Raw genomic sequence first — 16,519 nt, forward strand, 5'->3', positions numbered from 1 at the left:
GACGATCGTCGGAGCCGGGACAACACCGGCGAGACGCCGACGACCGGTCACCGCTCGCGAACGACGACGAACTCGGCGAGGTCGCGGAGGTACTGCATCGCCTCCGTGTCGGGGAGGTCGGTCGCATCGAGCGCCGAGAGGGCCGCGTCCGACTGCGCCCGTGCCTCCTCGTTGGCCTCCGCCGGCGTGAGTCGGGTGACCTGGACGACGGAGGGCCGGTCCATCTCCGCGTCCTGGCCGGTCGGCTTGCCGAGCGCGTCCGGGTCGGCGGTCGCATCGAGTACGTCGTCGCGCATCTGGAAGGCGACGCCGACGCGCTCGGCGTATTCCCCGAACGACTCCACCACGAACGGGTCGGCCGCCGCGGCGACCGCGCCGAGTTCCGCCGCGGCTCGAAAGAGCGCCCCCGTCTTCTTGCGCGCCAGCGACTTGTAGGCGGCCTCGTCGGTCGGCCGATCGACGAGCTCGACGGCCTCGCCCTCGCCGAGTTCGACCATCGCCTCCGCGACGATCCCCATGGCACGCTCGTTCGAGGAGAACAGCGCGAACGCCTCGCCGAGGAGGCCGTCGGAGGCGACGATGGCCGGACCGTGACCGTACTCGGCCCACGCCGAGGGCGTTCCGCGACGGACCGCCGACCGGTCGATGATGTCGTCGACCACGAGCGAGGCGTTGTGAACCAGCTCGATCCCGGCCGCGAAGTCGACGGCGTCGTCGGGGTCCCCCCCGACCGCCTCGCACGCGAGGATCGTCACCGCCGGTCGGACGCGTTTGCCGCCGGCGAGGACGACGTGTTCGAGCTCCTCGCGAAGCTCCGGGGGCTCGATCCCCGCGATGACCTCCTCGAGCCGCTCGTCGACGAGCGCGACCCGACGTGGCAGGTACTCCATCGATCACGATAACGGGGCGGCGGCGCAAAGGTGTGACGGAACGCGCCGAGGGCACGGGCGTCCCGCTCGTTTCGCGGGGCGGACGGCATCGTGTCGCTCGGATGGGCCGGCGACCGGTACGGGAGCGCGACGTGCCTGTCTCCTTCTCCGCGCCCGCGACGCTCCTCGAGATGTTGTCCTAGTAACACGGGGCGGTCCGCGAGTGGTAGGCGAGCGTCCAACGCCAAACGCGTAGCGGCCCCGGACGTCGAACGCGTAACGACCGCCTCAGACGTCGAACTCGTAGAGGTCGTCGCCGACGTGGTGGACCGACTCGACGACCTTCCCCTCCTCGCCGACCATCTCCCCGCCGTCGACGAGGGCGCGTCCGATCGCGAGCACCTTCCCGTGGGTCTCCTCGGCGACCGCCACGAGGTCGCCGGCCTCGATGTCGGAGTCGGCCTCGACGATTCCGGGCCGCATCACGTCGGCACCGTTCGAGACGAAGGAGATCGCGCCGGCGTCGACCGTGACGACCCCCGAGTCGGGATCGGTCGCGTTGGCGCCGCGGACCGTGAGGAACGGCTCGTCGTCGGCGTAGAAGACGAGCGGTTCGCCGTCGACGAGGACGAGATCGAACGGCGAGTCGACCAGCTCGACCAGCTCGAAGGCGTCGCCGTCGATCTCGACGCCGAGTCCCTCGGCGAGCGCCTCGCGGATCGCGTCGATGTCGTCGCTGCGGAGGTGGTGACGGGATTTGATCTGCATGTGCCCGGGTGGGACCGGCACGCGCATAAATCGTCCTGGTTCGGAGGGCGTGTATCCGACGGGGATCGCGGTGGGAGCACGCGCCGATCCGACCCCGAAACCCGTATCCCGCCGGGTCGACAACCAACTCGCGATGGACTGCGACAAGTGCGGTGCCGACGCCGTCATGCACGCCGCCTACTCCGGCGCCCACCTCTGTGAGGACCACTTTTGCCGGTCGGTCGAAAAGCGCGTCCGCCGCCGGGTCCGCGAGGACTCCCTCCTCGATCCGGACGCGACGCCGGAGGACCCGGACCGGTGGGTGATCGGCCTCTCGGGCGGCAAGGACAGCGTCGTCCTCGCGTCGATCCTCGACGACACCTTCGGGCGGGACCCGCGCGTGGAGATGCTCGCGCTCACGATCCACGAGGGGATCGAGGGGTACCGCGACGAGAGCCTCGACGCCTGCGAGCGACTGGCCGAGGACCTGGGGATGCGCCACGAGGTCGTCTCCTACGCCGAGGAGTTCGGCGTCGAGATGGACGACGTCGTCGAGACGGACCCCGAGAACATGGCCGCCTGCGCCTACTGCGGGGTGTTCCGTCGCGACCTGCTCGAGACGTACGCCGAGGAGTTCGGCGCCGACAAGCTTCTCACCGGCCACAACCTCGACGACGAGGCCCAGACCGCGCTCATGAACTTCCTCGAGGGCGACGTCCGACAGGTCGCGAAACACTTCGACGCGTCGCTCGGCCCCTTCGACGAGCGGGGGGCGGAAGCGAGCTCCGATGGAGGAACGACAAACGGCGGACACCGGGCGGAGTCGGACCACTTCGTCCCGCGCGCAAAGCCCCTCCGGGACGTCCCGGAGCGGGAGGTCGCCCTCTACTGTCACCTGCGGGATCTACCCGCACACATGGCGGAGTGTCCCCACGCCGAGGAGGCCTACCGCGGCGAGATCCAGTCCCTCCTCCACGATCTCGAGGAGTCCCACCCGGGAACGCGCCACTCGATCATGGCGGGCTACGAGGAGCTCGCGGGGATCGTCGCCGAGCGCTACCGCGAGGACGGCGACGACGAGGGGACCGCGCTCGGCGAGTGCGTCGAGTGCGGCTCGACCACCAGCCGCGAGGTCTGCCGGAAGTGCCGCCTGATCGAATCGATCGAGGCGGTCTGAGTCGAGGCAGTCTGCAGGCGCCGACTCGACGCCCGCATCCTTTTAGGTGGACGCCTCCACCGGGGAGTATGACGCGATCGGAGTCCGACGGACGGGCATCGACGGAAACGGGACGACTCGCGGGCGAGACGGTCGTCGTCACGGGGGCGAGCCGCGGGCTCGGCGCCTCGATGGCGAAGCGGTTCGTTCGAGAGGGCGCGAACGTGGTCCTCACCGCGCGCGGCGAGGCGGACCTCCGTGCGGTCGCCGACGAGGTGGCGGACGCTCCGGGCGAGACGCTCGTCGTCCCGGCCGACGTCACCGACGAGGCGGCGGTCGAGGCGCTCGTCGCGCGGAGCCTCGAGACGTTCGGCGAGGTGACCGGACTCGTCAACAACGCCGGGATCGGGATGTTGAGCCTGTACGACGAGAAACGAGAGATCCTCGAGGTCGACCTCGAGGACTGGGAGGCGATCCTCTCTGTCAACCTCACGGGGGTGTTCCTCTGTGTCAAACACGCGGTGCCGTCGATGATCGACGCCGGCGGCGGCAACGTGATCAACGTCTCCTCGGGACTGGGACGGCGGGCGTCGGCCGGGTGGGGACCCTACGTCGCCTCGAAGTGGGGACTCGAGGGATTCACCCGCACGCTCGCGGACGAGGTGGCCGACGACGGAGTGAACGTCAACTGTCTCGATCCGGGCGGCCGCGTCGAGACGCGGTTTTGGGACCACCTGCCCGAGAGCGAGCGAGACGGGGTGTTGGAACCCGACGTGATGGACGAGGCGGCGACGCGACTGCTCGCACAGGGACCGGACGGGATCACCCGCGAGTCGCTGGCCGCCGAGAAGTGGGAGAAACGGCTCGACGAGGCGTAAGGATGGGCGTCACAGCGTGAGGAGCGGCAGTCGTAGCGTGAGGAGCGGCGTCACAGCGTCTCGCCGTTCGAGTCGGTCTCCGCGATCCGTCGGATGCGCGAGGCGCCGTCGATCTCCGAGATGACCTCGACGACCGCCGGCGGGACGAGGGCCTCCCAGTCGCGGTCGTGGATCATGCGCTCGCGCAGCTCGGCGCCCTCGAGGACGTCGCGTCGGAACATGGGGGACTGTCGAACCTCGACGCCGGCCTCCTCGAAGAGACGGATGACGAGGGGGTTGTTGGAGTAAGCCACCTGGAACCCCGGCGACATGCTCTGGACGTGGCTCACCCACACGGAGTTTCGGTCGAGGTCCTCGATCGGGACGACGTAGGTCGTGAGGTCGAGGTCCTCGACCGCCTTCGTCACCATCATCACCCGCTCGCCGGCCGTGAAGGGGTTTCGCGTGGTGTGGGAGTCGCCGGCCGAGCCGATCCCGAGCACGAGCTCGTCGATCTCCTCGGCGATCTCCTCGACCATGTGCAGGTGGCCGTCGTGGAACGGCTGGAAACGGCCGATATAGAACCCCCGCATGTCCGGACCTACCGAGGGGAGGATTTATAAAGCCGACGAGTCGTCGGTGATGGGACGAACGGTCGCCTCAGACGCTATATCGGCCGGTCATCCGGACGTCGGCGTCGATCGTCGGGGGAGAAAGTATATCAATCGCCGTCGCCTGTTTTCGAATAGCGACGAACCACCCTATGAGCAACGAGAAGGACGACACGGAGCGCCCGAGCGACGAGGGAGCCAATCCCACGGATGGAACGGAGCCGGCCCCCGACGACGACCGCGAGAGCGGTGAGGCCGGATCCGGGACGTCCCCGACCGACTCCGAACCCGAGGGGTCGACGGATGAGCCGGCGGAAACGCCGGCCGACGACGCCACGGAGGCGGGATCCGAGGAACGGAACGGCTCCGAGGGAGACCGGGTTGATCCCGAGCGGGACCCGGACGCACCCGATCGGAAACGGGGCGATCCGGACGACGACGGCGCGCTCACGGTAGCGCTCGCGGACGAACGGGACGCCGAGGAGGCGGTCCCCCGAGACGCGAGCGAAACGACGAACGAGGAGGACGGGACGGAAACGCCGGACATCGAGGAGCTCGGAAGCTCCGTCGAGGTCCACGGCGCCGAGGTCGAAGAGGATCCCGACGAGGACGACCTGCTCGGCGGACTCAAGGTCGACTCCACGGAGGACATCGAGATCCCCGATCGGCTCGTCGACCAGGTGATCGGCCAGGAACACGCCCGCGACGTCATCATCAAGGCGGCCAAACAGCGCCGACACGTGATGATGATCGGCTCGCCCGGCACCGGCAAGTCGATGCTCGCGAAGGCGATGGCCGAGATGCTGCCCAAAGAGGAGCTACAGGACGTTCTCGTCTACCACAACCCGGACGACGGGAACAATCCGAAGGTGCGGACCGTCCCGGCCGGCAAGGGCGAACAGATACTGGAGGCACACAGGGAGGAGGCCAGAAAGCGCAACCAGATGCGCAGCTTCCTCATGTGGATCATCATCGCGGTCGTGTTGGGCTACGCGCTCATCATCGCCGGACAGATCCTCCTCGGCATCATCGCGGCCGGCGTCATCTGGCTCGCGTTCCGGTACATGAACCGCGGGTCCGACGCCATGATCCCGAACCTCCTCGTGAACAACGCGGACACGAAGACCGCGCCCTTCGAGGACGCGACGGGCGCCCACGCCGGCGCGCTGCTCGGCGACGTCCGCCACGACCCCTTCCAGTCCGGCGGGATGGAGACGCCGAGCCACGACCGCGTCGAGGCCGGCGCCATCCACCAGGCGAACAAGGGCGTGTTGTTCATCGACGAGATCAATACCCTCGACATCCGGAGCCAACAGCACCTGATGACGGCGATCCAGGAGGGCGAGTTCTCCATTACGGGCCAGTCCGAGCGCTCCTCGGGCGCGATGGTCCAGACCGAACCCGTCCCGACCGACTTCGTGATGATCGCCGCCGGGAACCTCGACGCGATGGAGAACATGCACCCGGCGCTGCGCTCGCGCATCAAGGGCTACGGCTACGAGGTGTACATGGAGGACACGATCGAGGACACCCCCGAGATGCGCCGCAAGTACGCCCGCTTCGTGGCCCAGGAGGTCACAAACGACGGGCGGCTCCCCGAGTTCACGGCGGAGGCGATAGAGGAGGTCATCCTCGAGGCGAAACGCCGCGCCGGCCGAAAGGGCCACCTCACGCTCCTCTTCCGGAACCTCGGCGGCCTCGTTCGAGTGGCGGGCGACATCGCCCGCGGCGAGGGGGCCGACTACACCACCCGCGACCACGTGCTCCAGGCGAAGGGACGCTCGCGGTCGATCGAACAGCAGCTCGCCGACGACTTCATCGAGCGCCGGAAGGACTACGAGCTGCAGGTCTCCGACGGCTACGTCGTCGGACGGGTCAACGGCCTCGCCGTGATGGGCGAGGACTCCGGGATCATGCTCCCGGTGATGGCCGAGGTCGCGCCCTCCCAGGGGCCGGGCGAGGTCATCGCGACCGGCCAGCTCAAGGAGATGGCCCAGGAGTCGGTCTCGAACGTCTCCGCGATCATCAAGAAGTTCTCCGACGAGAACATCTCCGAGAAGGACATCCACATCCAGTTCGTCCAGGCCGGCCAGCAGGGCGTCGACGGCGACTCCGCGTCCATCACGGTCGCGACGGCCGTGATCAGCGCGCTTGAGGGCGTCGGCGTCGACCAGAGCCTGGCGATGACCGGCTCGCTTTCGGTCCGCGGCGACGTGTTGCCAGTCGGCGGCGTCACCCACAAGATCGAGGCCGCCGCCAAGGCGGGCTGCGACCGGGTCATCATCCCGGCCGCCAACGAACAGGACGTGATGATCGAGGACGAGTACGAGGAGATGATCGAGGTCATCCCCGTCAGCCACATCAGCGAGGTCCTCGAGATCGCCATGGAGGGCGAACCCGAGACGGACTCGCTCGTCGACCGGCTGAAGTCGATCACGGGCTCCGCGCTCAAAGAGAAGGGCGTGGCGAACCCCTCGAACCCGAGCCCGCAGTAATCCACGGCCGAGGGTCGAGCCGGGGTGGGCGGTGACCCCCGCCCGCGTCGGAATCCGATCCGCGGTCGCGACCCACTCAACCGATGTCGAACTGGACCGGCTTCGGCGCGGCGATCCTCGCCTTGACGCTCGTTCTTCTCGTCTTGACGCGCCGGTCACGGCGGGTGCTCGATCGGATCGCCGAGGACGGAGAGCGGAGTCGGTCACGGGCGAATTACCCGACCGATCCGGTGGAAAAAAGTCTCGACGGCGAACCGAGCGACGGGACGGCCGATCGCGAGGCTGACGACGCCGAACGAGGCCATCCGACAGACGGCGTCGAGCGAGACCATCCGACCGATGGCGTCGAGCGAGGTATCGACGACTCCGTCTCGACGCTGGCGCTTTTCGCGAACGTCACGATCACGCAGGCGCTGTTTTTCGCCGTCGTCGTCGCGATCGCGTGGGGCAGCGACGTCCCGGCGAGCGCGTTCGGCGTGGGACCGTGGGCGGGAGCCGGATCGGTGAGGGACCTCGCCGCGATCGGACGCGCGACGGGATACGGGTTCGCGGCCGGACTCGCGCTCTACGTGTTGGACGACCTGGCCGCGGCCCTCGCCGAACGGGCGGGATACGGCGCCCCGGATCGACTTCGAGAGACGCTCTCGCCCGCCACGCGCCGCGAGTGGGCGGCCCTGCTCGTCGTCGTGTTGCCCACGATCGCGGTCTTCGAGGAGACGCTTTTTCGCGGCGCGCTCGTCGGCGCGTTCGCGATCGGATTCGGAATCGATCCGTGGCCGCTCGCGGTCGGGTCGTCGATCGCCTTCGGTCTCGGCCACGGAGCGCAGGGACGGGTTGGGATCGCCGTGACCGGCGTCCTCGGCGTCGCCCTCGCGGCGATGTTCATCGCGACCGGAAGCCTCCTCGCCGTCGTCGTCGCCCACTACGTGGTGAACGCGGCGGAGTTCCTGACACACGGGTGGTTCGGGACGGCACCCGGGGATCCGCTGCGGCCCGACTAGGGTCGCTCGGACCCGATCACAGATCCGTCGATCACAGAAGGCGGGCGCCGGCCTGATGGATCCGGGTGACGTCGGGGTCGTAGCCGGCGGCCGAGAGGCCGTCCCCGAGGGCGATTACGGTCCGACCGAGCATCCCCATCGCCGCCTCGCCGCCGGCGTCGTCGACGAGATCGATGGCCTCCGCGACCTCGGGAACGAGCAGTCCCGCCTCCCGGGCGAACCGCCGCGAGGACGCGAGAAGGGTCGAAAGCGTCGGGTCGTCCCGGAGGGTCGAGAGGGCGCGCTCGCCGGCGGCGGAGAGCCCGGCGGTGTCCTCCGAGAGGACCGCGGCGGTCGAGAGCTCGCCGAAGGAGACGTACTCGATCCGGCCGGTCGCGGGCACGCCGTCGAGCGACCCGTAGCCGGGCGCGCCGGGCTCGATCCGGATCGGAATCCCGCCGCGCGCCTGGGCGACGACGTCGCCCAGGCCGGTGCCCGCCTCCACCTCCGCGACGTGGGCGACGGCCACGAGTTCGTTCTCCGAACGCCCGCACGCGAAGGCGTCGTTGACGGCGAGGGCGGTCCCGAGCGCGGCCGCCCCCGAGACGCCGAATCCCGCCCCGACCGGGAGGTCGGTCTCGACCTCGACGCCTGCGGTCCGTGGGGTCGCATCGAGCGCGGAAAGGACCGCCTCGACCGGTTCGATGTCGGCCCCCTCGCCGTTCAACCTGACGTCGATGGGGGACGGGTCCGTCGATCCGGATCGGGAGGGTAGTTCATCTCCATCGGCCGGCACGACGGAGACCTCGACGCCCTCGGCGAGCGCGATCCCGGCCCCGCGGGAGCCGGCGGATCGGGGGTTCTCGTCGGGATGTGCGCTGAAGAACCCGGTCACGTGGCCCGGAACGAACGCGCGTGAGCTGGCGTCGGTCCCGGAGTCGACAGCTGAAGCACGGTCGACGGCGCCGACACGGGGGTCGGCGTCCGTGGTCGAGGGATCGGTACCGCTCGGGTCGTCGGTCATGCCGCGATCAGGGGCTCAGCCGCTGGCGGTCGCGCGGGAAGAGCACGGCCTCGCGGATGTTGTCGAGGTCGAGAAGCGTCATCACGAGCCGCTCGGCGCCGATGGCCCAGCCGGCGTGGGGGGGCATGCCGTATTTGAACATCTTCGTGTAGTACTCGAACTCGTCGGGGTCGAGCCCCTGCTGTTCGAATCCGGCGATGAGCTCCTCGTAGCGGTGTTCGCGCTGGCCGCCCGAGACGAGCTCCATGCGCGGGTGCATGAGGTCGAAGCCGGTCGAGAGGGTCTCGTCGTCGTCGTGGTCCTTGATGTAGAACGGCTTGATCTCCGAGGGCCAGTCGGTGATGAAGTAGTGCTGGCCGACGTCCTCGCCGAGGGCGTGTTCGCCCTCCGTGGGGAGGTCGTCGCCCCAGACGAGCTGTTCGTCGAGCTCGCCGGTGGCGTTGATGCGTTCGATCGCCTCCTCGTAGGTGAGCCGGGGGAAGGCCTCGCTCGGCGCCTCGAAGTCGGCCGCGAGCCCGAGGGTCTCGAGCTGCTCCGCGCAGTTCTCCTCGACGGCCTCGTAGGCCGAGCGGACGACGGACTCACAGACGTCCATGGCGTCCGCGTGGTCACAGAAGGCGCCTTCGAAGTCGATGGAGGTCGCCTCGTTGAGGTGTCGCGGCGTGTTGTGTTCTTCCGCCCGGAAGATCGGGCCGATCTCGAAGACGCGCTCGAGCCCGGAGCCGGCGGTCAGCTGTTTGAACAGCTGGGGCGACTGGTTCATGAACGCCTCCTCGCCGAAGTAGGTGATCGGGAACAGCTCGGTGCCGCCCTCGGTCCCCGTGGCGACGATCTTCGGCGTGGTGATCTCCGTGGCGTTCGCCTCGCGGAACGCCTCTCGGGCCGCCCGGAGGATCTCCGCGCGGATCTCGAAGATGGCCTTGACCTCCGGCTTGCGGAGGTCGAGCGTCCGGTTGTCCAGACGCGTCGGCAATTCGGCGTCGACCTTGCCCGAGGGATCGAGCGGGAGCTCGGTGTCGGCCTCGGCGACGACCTCGAGCGAGTCGGGCGTCACCTCGACGCCGGTCGGCGCGCGCGGCTCCTCGTCGACGTCGCCCGTGACGGCGATCACGGACTCGCGGGAGACGCCGAGTCCGGTCTCGACGAGGTCGTCGTCCATCTCGTCCTTCTCGAATTTGACCTGGATGCGTCCCGTCGTATCGCGGAGGATGAGGAAGGCGATGCCGCCCAGATCGCGAATCTCGTGGACCCAGCCGGCGATCGTGACGCGATCGCCCGGCTCGGCGTCGGCCGTGTACGTGCGGTCGTCGAGTCCCTGCATACTCCACCGTTCCGTGAGAGGCGGCTTAAAGGACGTTGATTCGCGTCTCCCGGCCGGCGCGAATCCCCCCGTTACGATCTCGAGACTCCCGTCGAATCGCGACGCTTCGCGGCGAGATCGACCGACTGAACCGAGTACGCGAGGGGCGGGACAATCAGAAGAGCGATCAGATGATTACAGCACGGTTTGTGGGTTGACGGCCCATCAAAAGGTCAGAGCGAGGGAGAACATACGTTCTGGCGAAGTTGTGGAATGCAGAAGTTTCAGGAGGATTCCCCAACAAGTAGGGTTAATGCGAGATCGATTTCGACCGTGGCTGGCCGCGATATTCGCGTTTCTGTTTCCGGGGCTTGGTCATGCATTTCTCCGCCACTGGGGCCGTGCATTCGTATGGATCTTAACGATCAGCTCAATTGGAGTCATATTACAGGTATTCTACGGAACGATCCCAGAAGATCCAAATGTGGGCCTGATAGAATACTCGGAATCACTTCCTCCAGAGGTAGTAGTTCCGATCCTATTTTTAACGTTATTATCAGTACTCGACGCGTTCGTGATCGGACGCCGCGAGCGTCGCCAGGCCGGACGGCGAGAGTCGATCGTCGACGTGGGCGGGGCCGGCACCGCCTCGAGTGACGGGTCGCCCGAGTCCGAACGGACGGAGGGCGACCGGAAGGCCGGGATCCGCGGACGGGATCACCAGGACGTCGAGGGGGCGACCCTCAAGTGTCCCCACTGCGGCAAGGAGACCGACGCGGAGCTCGACTTCTGTCACTGGTGTACGGAGCCGCTTCCGGGACCGGACGAGGAGTGAATCGAAGAGCGAGTCGGGGAACGAGACCGGGACGCGACCGATGTGAGTCCCGACCTCGATGGGCAGTTCCCGATGGGTCGGTTCGCGGGGGGACCAGCCCACGACGGTGCGCCGTTTCTCGGCGGTGCGTTATTTTTCGATGATGCTCTCCTCCACCGTCTCGCCGAAGTGGCGAGCGACGTCCTCGTAGTGGAGGAGCACCTCGTCGCCGACCTCGAGGTCGGTCACGGCGGTGCGTCCCTCCCGGGTCGCGACCTTGATGGTCTCCGCGTTCTGCAGGAGGGTCTCGACGCGGTCGACGCCGTCTTCGGTCTCGACTTCCGCCTCGACGCGGAACATGGGCCGTTTTTCGATCTTCACGCGACCGACGATCGCCTCGCGGGTGTGGCCGTCGGTGTCGAGCACCTGCACCTCGTCGCCCGAGCGCAGCCCGGCCAGGTATTTCGTGCCGCCGTCGGGGGTGCGGACGTACGCGTGAACCGCGCCGGCGTTGACCCGGAACGGCCTGGAGGCGACGTAGGGGCTCTCCGCGGTCTCGGCGTGGACGAAAAAGAGCCCGCGGGACATCGATCCCACGAGCATCCCCTCGTCGTGGTCCATCAGGCTGCCCGTGTCGATGCAGACGCGGTCGGCCATGCCGGTGCGTTCGACGTCGATCACCTCGGCGTACCGGAGGTCGAGCTGCTCGCGGGCGGCGGTGTCTCGGGCCTCGACGGCGCCGCGGATCTCGTCGGGCGAGTCGCTGTCGACGAGCACGCCGTCGGCTCCGGTCTCGAGCGTCTCGAAGGCGGTCCGGGCCTCCTCGGCGGAGGTGACGCCCGCCACGAGGTGGGTGTCGTCGCCGACGCGAGCGATGAGGTTCTCGAGGGGAATGATCGTCCAGTCCTCGCCGACGACGATCGTGTACTCGGCGTCGTTCGCCGCGTCCTCCGCGAAGGCCTCGTAGCGCTCGTCGAGGATGCGGGTGTAGACGCCCTGCACGCGGTCGTCTCGACGCCGAAGGGTCGTGAGGTCCGCGGAGCCGGCCAGGTCGTCGGGCATCGAGACGGTCCCGTCGCCCTCGCCGTCCTTGCCGACGACGTAGGCGTCGGCCTCGGCGTCCGCCGCGTCGGCCTCGGCCTCGTCGACGACGTCGGCGTCCGACCGGAACGCCGCCACGTCGACGTCGCCCAGCTCGCGCACTCGCGGAACGTCGTACTCGTCGACGAGCACCCAGTCGACGCCGGCCTCGATCCCGGCCGTGATCCGGCGTTTTCGCTGCTCCCACTCGCCGACCTCGTCGTCGGCCTTCACCCAGACGCTACGTGTCATTGTCGATAGGTCGACCCCTCGGTGCTTGAAAACTGCGGAAACGGACCCGACGTCGAGCGGGAAGAATTGTCGGCCGCGATCAGGCCTGTACGAGTCCGGCGGCCCGAAGCGCGTCCTCGGCGTCGCGGTCCTCGTGGACGACGGCGCTCACCGCGCGGGTGATCGCCTCCGGATCGTCGTGTTGGAAGATCGACCGTCCCATCGAGACGCCGGCGGCGCCGCCGTCCATGGCGCCGCGGACCATCTCGATCGTCTCGCGGTCCGAGCCCTTCGACCCGCCGGCGATGACGACCGGCAGCCGGGTCGACTCACAGACGTGCTCGAAGGAGTCCGCGTCGCCGGAGTAGCCCGTCTTGACGACGTCGGCCCCGAGCTCCTCGGCGAATCGAACGGCGTGGCCGAGCGCCTCGGGGTCGGTGCCGTCGACGTCGGGGCCGCGCGCGTACGCCATCGCGAGCACGGGCAGGCCGAACCGATCGGCCTCGCCGGTGAGCTCCGCGAGGTCCTCGATCTGTTTCGGCTCGTAGGTCGACCCGACGTTGATGTGCAAGGAGACGGCGTCGGCGCCCGCCCGGATCGCCTCCTCCGCGGTCGCGGTCAGCCGCTTGTCGTTCTCGTCGGGCCCGATCGTCGTCGACCCGTTGAGGTGGACGATGTAGCCGGCGCCGTTCTTGTTCGGGTGGACGCGGGGTGCGACGCCCTTCTGGGTCAACACGGCGTCGGCGCCGCCGGCCGTGACGCCGTCGACGGTCGCCTCGATGTCCTTGAGCCCCTGGACGGCACCCATGGTGAGGCCGTGGTCCATCGGGACGATGAGGTAGCGGTCATCCGTGGAGATGCGGTCGAGTCGTGCGTTGAGTCCTGCTGTCATGGTCTTTGGCTCGGTCGTGCGTCGGTCCGCGGTTGCGGTTCCGGGCTCGGGATGGATCGCGTCGAACGACGCGACCCGGTTCGTATGCCAAACTGTGGCAATAGCGGATAAGTGGCTTTCGTTCGGAGTCGGCCGGGACGGTCGAGCGCCTCCCGATCGCGTCCCGGCTCACTCCGGGTCGGCGACGGCCGATCGGGCGGAATACCCGCGTTCGGCGCCGGCGACGAGTTCGCGCGAGAGGTCCTCGAGCCGATCCGCGACCGTCTCGGCGGGAAGCCCCTCCGCCGCGCCCTCGGCGACGACGTCGACGAGCGCGGAGCCGACGATGATCCCGTCCGCGCCGGCGGCGACGATCCGCTCCGCGTGGTCGCCGCTGGAGATGCCGAACCCGACCGCCTTCGGCACGTCGTACTCCCGAAGCCGCTCGAGGCTCTCGGCCGTGTGATCCGAGACGTCCGTCCTCGCGCCGGTCGTTCCCAGACGCGCCTGGACGTAGACGTATCCCGAGACCTGGCTCATGATCCGGTCGAGGCGGTCGCCGGCCGTGGTCGGCGCGACGATGAAGACGAGATCGAGACCGAACTCGTCGCAGGCGTCCCGCAGGGGGTCGGCCTCCTCGGCGGGAAGGTCCGGGACGACGAACCCCTCCAGTCCTGCCTCGGCCGCGCGCTCGACGAACGGCCGGGGGCCCTCCGTCTCGCCCCACTGGTAGATGAGGTTGTAGTAGGTCATACAGACGAGCGGGACGTCGACGTCGAGGTCCTCGACGAACTCGAAGAAGCGGGCCGGCGTCATCCCCGCCTCGAGGGCGCGGACGACCGCCTCCTGGATGGTCGGCCCCTCGGCGATGGGTTCCGAGAAGGGCAGTCCCAACTCGATGACGTCCGCGCCGCCGCGCTCGAGCGCCTCGACGTAGGCGAGCGAGGAGTCGTAGTCGGGGTCCCCGACGGCGAGGTACGGGATGTAGGCGGGGCCGTCAGCGAACGCCCGGGCGATCGCCTCGCTGTTTCCGGTCGAGTCGGACATCTACAGCCCCCCCGTGAACATCGACATGTCCGGTCCCGCATCCAGATCGCGGCGATCCGTCTCCTCGATCACGGACTCGAGGTCCTTGTCCCCCCGTCCCGAGACGGTGACGACGACCGTGTCCCCGAGGGCGTCGTCCTCGGCGTCTGCGTCGTACTCGTCGCCTTCGTCGTCCTCACCGTCGCCACCGTCCCCGCCCGCGACCGCCTCGAGGTACGCGATCGCGTGGGCGGACTCGAGCGCGGGGATGATCCCCTCGGTTCGCGAGAGGCGGTGGAACGCCTCCAGGGCCGCCTCGTCGTCGACGGCCGCGGGGGTAACCCGCTCCTCGTCGACGAGGTGGGCGAGCTGCGGGCCGACGCCGGCGTAATCGAGCCCGGAGGAGACGGAGTGGCTCTCGACGATCTGGCCGTGGGAGTCCTGCAGCAGTCGCGTGCGCGCGCCGTGGAGCACGCCCTCCTCGCCGGCGTAAAGCGACGCCGAGTGGGGCGCGACGCCCTCGTCCTCGTCGACCTCGAGGCTCGCGCCGCCGGCCTCGACGGCGTGTAACGCCACCTCGGAGTCCTCGAGGAACGCCGCGAACGACCCCATCGTGTTCGAGCCGCCGCCGGCGCAGGCGACCACGTCGGTGGGCAGGCCGCCGGTCGCCTCGATCGCCTGCCAGCGCGCCTCCTCGGAGACGACCGACTGGAAGTCGCGGACCATCGCCGGGAAGGGGTGAGGTCCGACGACGCTGCCGATGACGTAGTGGGTGTCCTCGACGGATCCGGCCCAGTCGCGCATGGTCTCGGAGATCGCCTCCTTGAGCGTCCCGCGGCCGGCGGTCACCGGGGTGACCTCGGCCCCGTTGAGCTTCATCCGGAAGACGTTGGGACGCTGGCGGTTGATGTCGCGTTCGCCCATGTAGATCTCACAGGGCATATTGAGGTGGGCGGCCGCCATCGCCGTCGCGGTGCCGTGCTGTCCGGCGCCGGTCTCCGCGATGATCCGCTCTTTGCCCATGTACTTCGCGAGCAGGACCTGCCCGAGCGCGTTGTTGAGCTTGTGGGCGCCGCCGTGGAGCAGGTCCTCGCGTTTCAGATAGACGTCACGGTCGTACCGCTCGGAGAGCCGCTCGGCGTGCTGGAGCGGCGTCGGCCGCCCGCCGAAGTCGCGAAGTCGCCGTCGGAGTTCGTCCATGAAGCCGTCCTCGTTCTCGAGGACGTACCGTTCGTAGGCGTCGGTCAGCTCCTCGATCGCGGGCATCAGCGCCTCCGGAACGTACTGGCCGCCGTACCGTCCGAAATTCCCGTCCGTACCGCCCGAAACGGGGGTCGGATCCTCCGGCGGTCGCTCGTCGACGTCGGTTCCCGTCCGTCGCCCGTCGACGTCGGTCCTCGTCCCCTCGTCCGCGTCGGTCGTGGTTTCGCTCATGATGTCGGTGTGTCGTGTTCCGCGGCGTCCGTGGCGTCCGTGGCGGGTCGCGTCGAGTCGTCGGTCGGCGCGCCGTCGGGCGTCGAGTCGTCGGTCGACGCGCCGTCGGGCGCCGAGTCGTCGGTCGATCGGTCCCTCTCCGCGGTGGTAAACGTTCGCGTGTTCGATCGGACGTCGCCGTCCATGATGGCGCTGCCGATCAACAGCGCGTCGGCGCCGGCCGCACGCATTCGGCGGGCGTCCGCGGCGGCGGTGACGCCGCTTTCGGCGATCAACGTCACGTCGTCGGGCGCGTGCGGCGCAACCGACTCGAAGGTCGAGAGGTCGACCTCGAGACGGGCCAGATCGCGGTTGTTCACCCCGACGAACCGCGCGCCGGCGGCGATCGCCCGCTCGAGCTCCTCGCGGTCGTGGACCTCGACGAGGACCTGAAACCCCCGATCGCGGGCCGCCGCCAGAAGCGGCCCGAGGTCGTCGCCGAGGAACCGCGCGATGAGCAGGACGACGTCGCTTTCGACCGCGTCGAGCTGGTCCTCGGTCACGAGGAAGTCCTTGCGGAGGACGGGAACGTCCACGGCATCGCGAACGCGCTCGAGGGTGTCCGTCGACCCGCCGAAGTGGTCGGGCTCCGTCAACACCGAGAGCGCGGCGGCCCCGCCATCGACCATCTCCGTCGCGAGCGCGACCGGGTCGTCCTCTCGGGTGCCCTCGGTCGTCGGGCTGGTCGGCTTGACCTCCGCGATCACCGGCGTTCGACCGTCCGCCTCCGCGGCATCGAAAGCCGCCTCCAGATCGCGAGGATCGGCGTCGACGCGCTCGCCGCCGTCGCCATTGCCGTTATGGCCATTGCCGCCGTCGCCCGATCGCGTCCTCGCGGACTCCAGTATCGACCGGACCGCGGGCGCGAGTTCCTCCGTGTCGTCGTCCATTACTGATCACTAATGTACGTATCTGTTCATAAGGCTTGCGTCCCGGCCGCCGAGATCGGGCGGCCGCGGGGGACGGCGAAGGGTCCGACGGAGGC

At 68.9% G+C, this 16,519-nt stretch carries 15 protein-coding genes; 5 read left to right on the forward strand and 10 right to left on the reverse strand.

What is annotated here, in order from left to right; translation table 11 throughout:
- Window positions 1-47: 47 nt before the first annotated feature.
- Both ACFQE9_RS06685 and ACFQE9_RS06690 read right to left on the reverse strand, forming a co-directional pair.
- A complete protein-coding gene (locus ACFQE9_RS06685) occupies window positions 48-890 on the reverse strand; it encodes a polyprenyl synthetase family protein (RefSeq protein ID WP_379742198.1) in 843 nt (280 codons plus the stop codon).
- 267 nt (window positions 891-1,157) lie between these two features.
- On the reverse strand, window positions 1,158-1,637 hold the full coding sequence (locus tag ACFQE9_RS06690; protein WP_379742201.1) for an RNA-binding protein: 480 nt from the start codon (window positions 1,635-1,637) through the stop codon (window positions 1,158-1,160).
- A 133-nt stretch (window positions 1,638-1,770) separates the two neighbouring features.
- Between ACFQE9_RS06690 and ncsA the strand changes: the two genes are divergently transcribed.
- Both ncsA and ACFQE9_RS06700 read left to right on the forward strand, forming a co-directional pair.
- Window positions 1,771-2,793 carry a tRNA 2-thiolation protein NcsA gene (gene ncsA / locus ACFQE9_RS06695; RefSeq protein WP_379742204.1) on the forward strand — a complete coding sequence of 341 codons (1,023 nt, stop codon included), beginning with the start codon at window positions 1,771-1,773 and terminating at the stop codon, window positions 2,791-2,793.
- Window positions 2,794-2,861: 68 nt separating this feature from the next.
- Window positions 2,862-3,650 (forward strand): SDR family NAD(P)-dependent oxidoreductase, encoded by a 789-nt coding sequence (locus ACFQE9_RS06700; RefSeq protein WP_379742207.1) that lies wholly within the window; start codon window positions 2,862-2,864, stop codon window positions 3,648-3,650.
- Between the two features lie 50 nt (window positions 3,651-3,700).
- Here ACFQE9_RS06700 and ACFQE9_RS06705 read toward each other — a convergent pair whose 3' ends face one another.
- Window positions 3,701-4,222, reverse strand: a complete 522-nt coding sequence (locus ACFQE9_RS06705) for a nicotinamide-nucleotide adenylyltransferase (RefSeq protein WP_379742210.1) — start codon at window positions 4,220-4,222, stop codon at window positions 3,701-3,703.
- A gap of 170 nt (window positions 4,223-4,392) precedes the next feature.
- Here ACFQE9_RS06705 and lonB point away from each other — a divergent pair, with 170 nt between their 5' ends.
- Together lonB and ACFQE9_RS06715 are read left to right on the forward strand one after the other, a co-directional pair.
- On the forward strand, window positions 4,393-6,735 hold the full coding sequence (gene lonB / locus ACFQE9_RS06710; protein WP_379742215.1) for an ATP-dependent protease LonB: 2,343 nt from the start codon (window positions 4,393-4,395) through the stop codon (window positions 6,733-6,735).
- 83 nt (window positions 6,736-6,818) lie between these two features.
- On the forward strand, window positions 6,819-7,736 hold the full coding sequence (locus tag ACFQE9_RS06715) for a CPBP family intramembrane glutamic endopeptidase (protein ID WP_379742219.1): 918 nt from the start codon (window positions 6,819-6,821) through the stop codon (window positions 7,734-7,736).
- 31 nt (window positions 7,737-7,767) lie between these two features.
- Here the strand turns inward: ACFQE9_RS06715 and ACFQE9_RS06720 are convergent, their stop codons facing one another.
- Both ACFQE9_RS06720 and aspS read right to left on the reverse strand, forming a co-directional pair.
- Window positions 7,768-8,739: a pantoate kinase gene (locus ACFQE9_RS06720; protein ID WP_379742222.1), complete on the reverse strand. Its 972-nt coding sequence runs from the start codon at window positions 8,737-8,739 to the stop codon at window positions 7,768-7,770.
- Window positions 8,740-8,746: 7 nt separating this feature from the next.
- Complete coding sequence (gene aspS, locus ACFQE9_RS06725) at window positions 8,747-10,060, reverse strand: aspartate--tRNA(Asn) ligase (RefSeq protein ID WP_379742225.1); 1,314 nt, start codon at window positions 10,058-10,060, stop codon at window positions 8,747-8,749.
- Between the two features lie 553 nt (window positions 10,061-10,613).
- Here aspS and ACFQE9_RS06730 point away from each other — a divergent pair.
- A complete protein-coding gene (locus ACFQE9_RS06730; RefSeq protein WP_379742228.1) occupies window positions 10,614-10,874 on the forward strand; it encodes a DUF7575 domain-containing protein in 261 nt (86 codons plus the stop codon).
- A 129-nt stretch (window positions 10,875-11,003) separates the two neighbouring features.
- On the opposite strand, the gene ACFQE9_RS06735 is transcribed toward ACFQE9_RS06730, so the two are convergent.
- From ACFQE9_RS06735 to trpC, 5 genes are all read right to left on the reverse strand, one after another.
- Complete coding sequence (locus tag ACFQE9_RS06735; RefSeq protein ID WP_379742232.1) at window positions 11,004-12,185, reverse strand: 3-dehydroquinate synthase II; 1,182 nt, start codon at window positions 12,183-12,185, stop codon at window positions 11,004-11,006.
- 79 nt (window positions 12,186-12,264) lie between these two features.
- Window positions 12,265-13,056: a 2-amino-3,7-dideoxy-D-threo-hept-6-ulosonate synthase gene (locus ACFQE9_RS06740; protein ID WP_379742235.1), complete on the reverse strand. Its 792-nt coding sequence runs from the start codon at window positions 13,054-13,056 to the stop codon at window positions 12,265-12,267.
- A gap of 168 nt (window positions 13,057-13,224) precedes the next feature.
- A complete protein-coding gene (gene trpA, locus ACFQE9_RS06745; protein ID WP_379742238.1) occupies window positions 13,225-14,082 on the reverse strand; it encodes a tryptophan synthase subunit alpha in 858 nt (285 codons plus the stop codon).
- The gene (gene trpB, locus ACFQE9_RS06750; RefSeq protein WP_379742241.1) at window positions 14,083-15,495 is read right to left on the reverse strand and encodes a tryptophan synthase subunit beta; all 1,413 of its coding nucleotides are present in this window, start codon (window positions 15,493-15,495) and stop codon (window positions 14,083-14,085) included.
- On the reverse strand, window positions 15,492-16,424 hold the full coding sequence (gene trpC / locus ACFQE9_RS06755; protein ID WP_379742244.1) for an indole-3-glycerol phosphate synthase: 933 nt from the start codon (window positions 16,422-16,424) through the stop codon (window positions 15,492-15,494). Before trpC ends, trpB begins: the two co-directional genes overlap by 4 nt.
- Between the last annotated feature and the right edge of the window lie 95 nt (window positions 16,425-16,519).

Source organism: Halopenitus salinus, from assembly GCF_042662125.1.
GTDB classification, from domain to species: domain Archaea; phylum Halobacteriota; class Halobacteria; order Halobacteriales; family Haloferacaceae; genus Halopenitus; species Halopenitus salinus.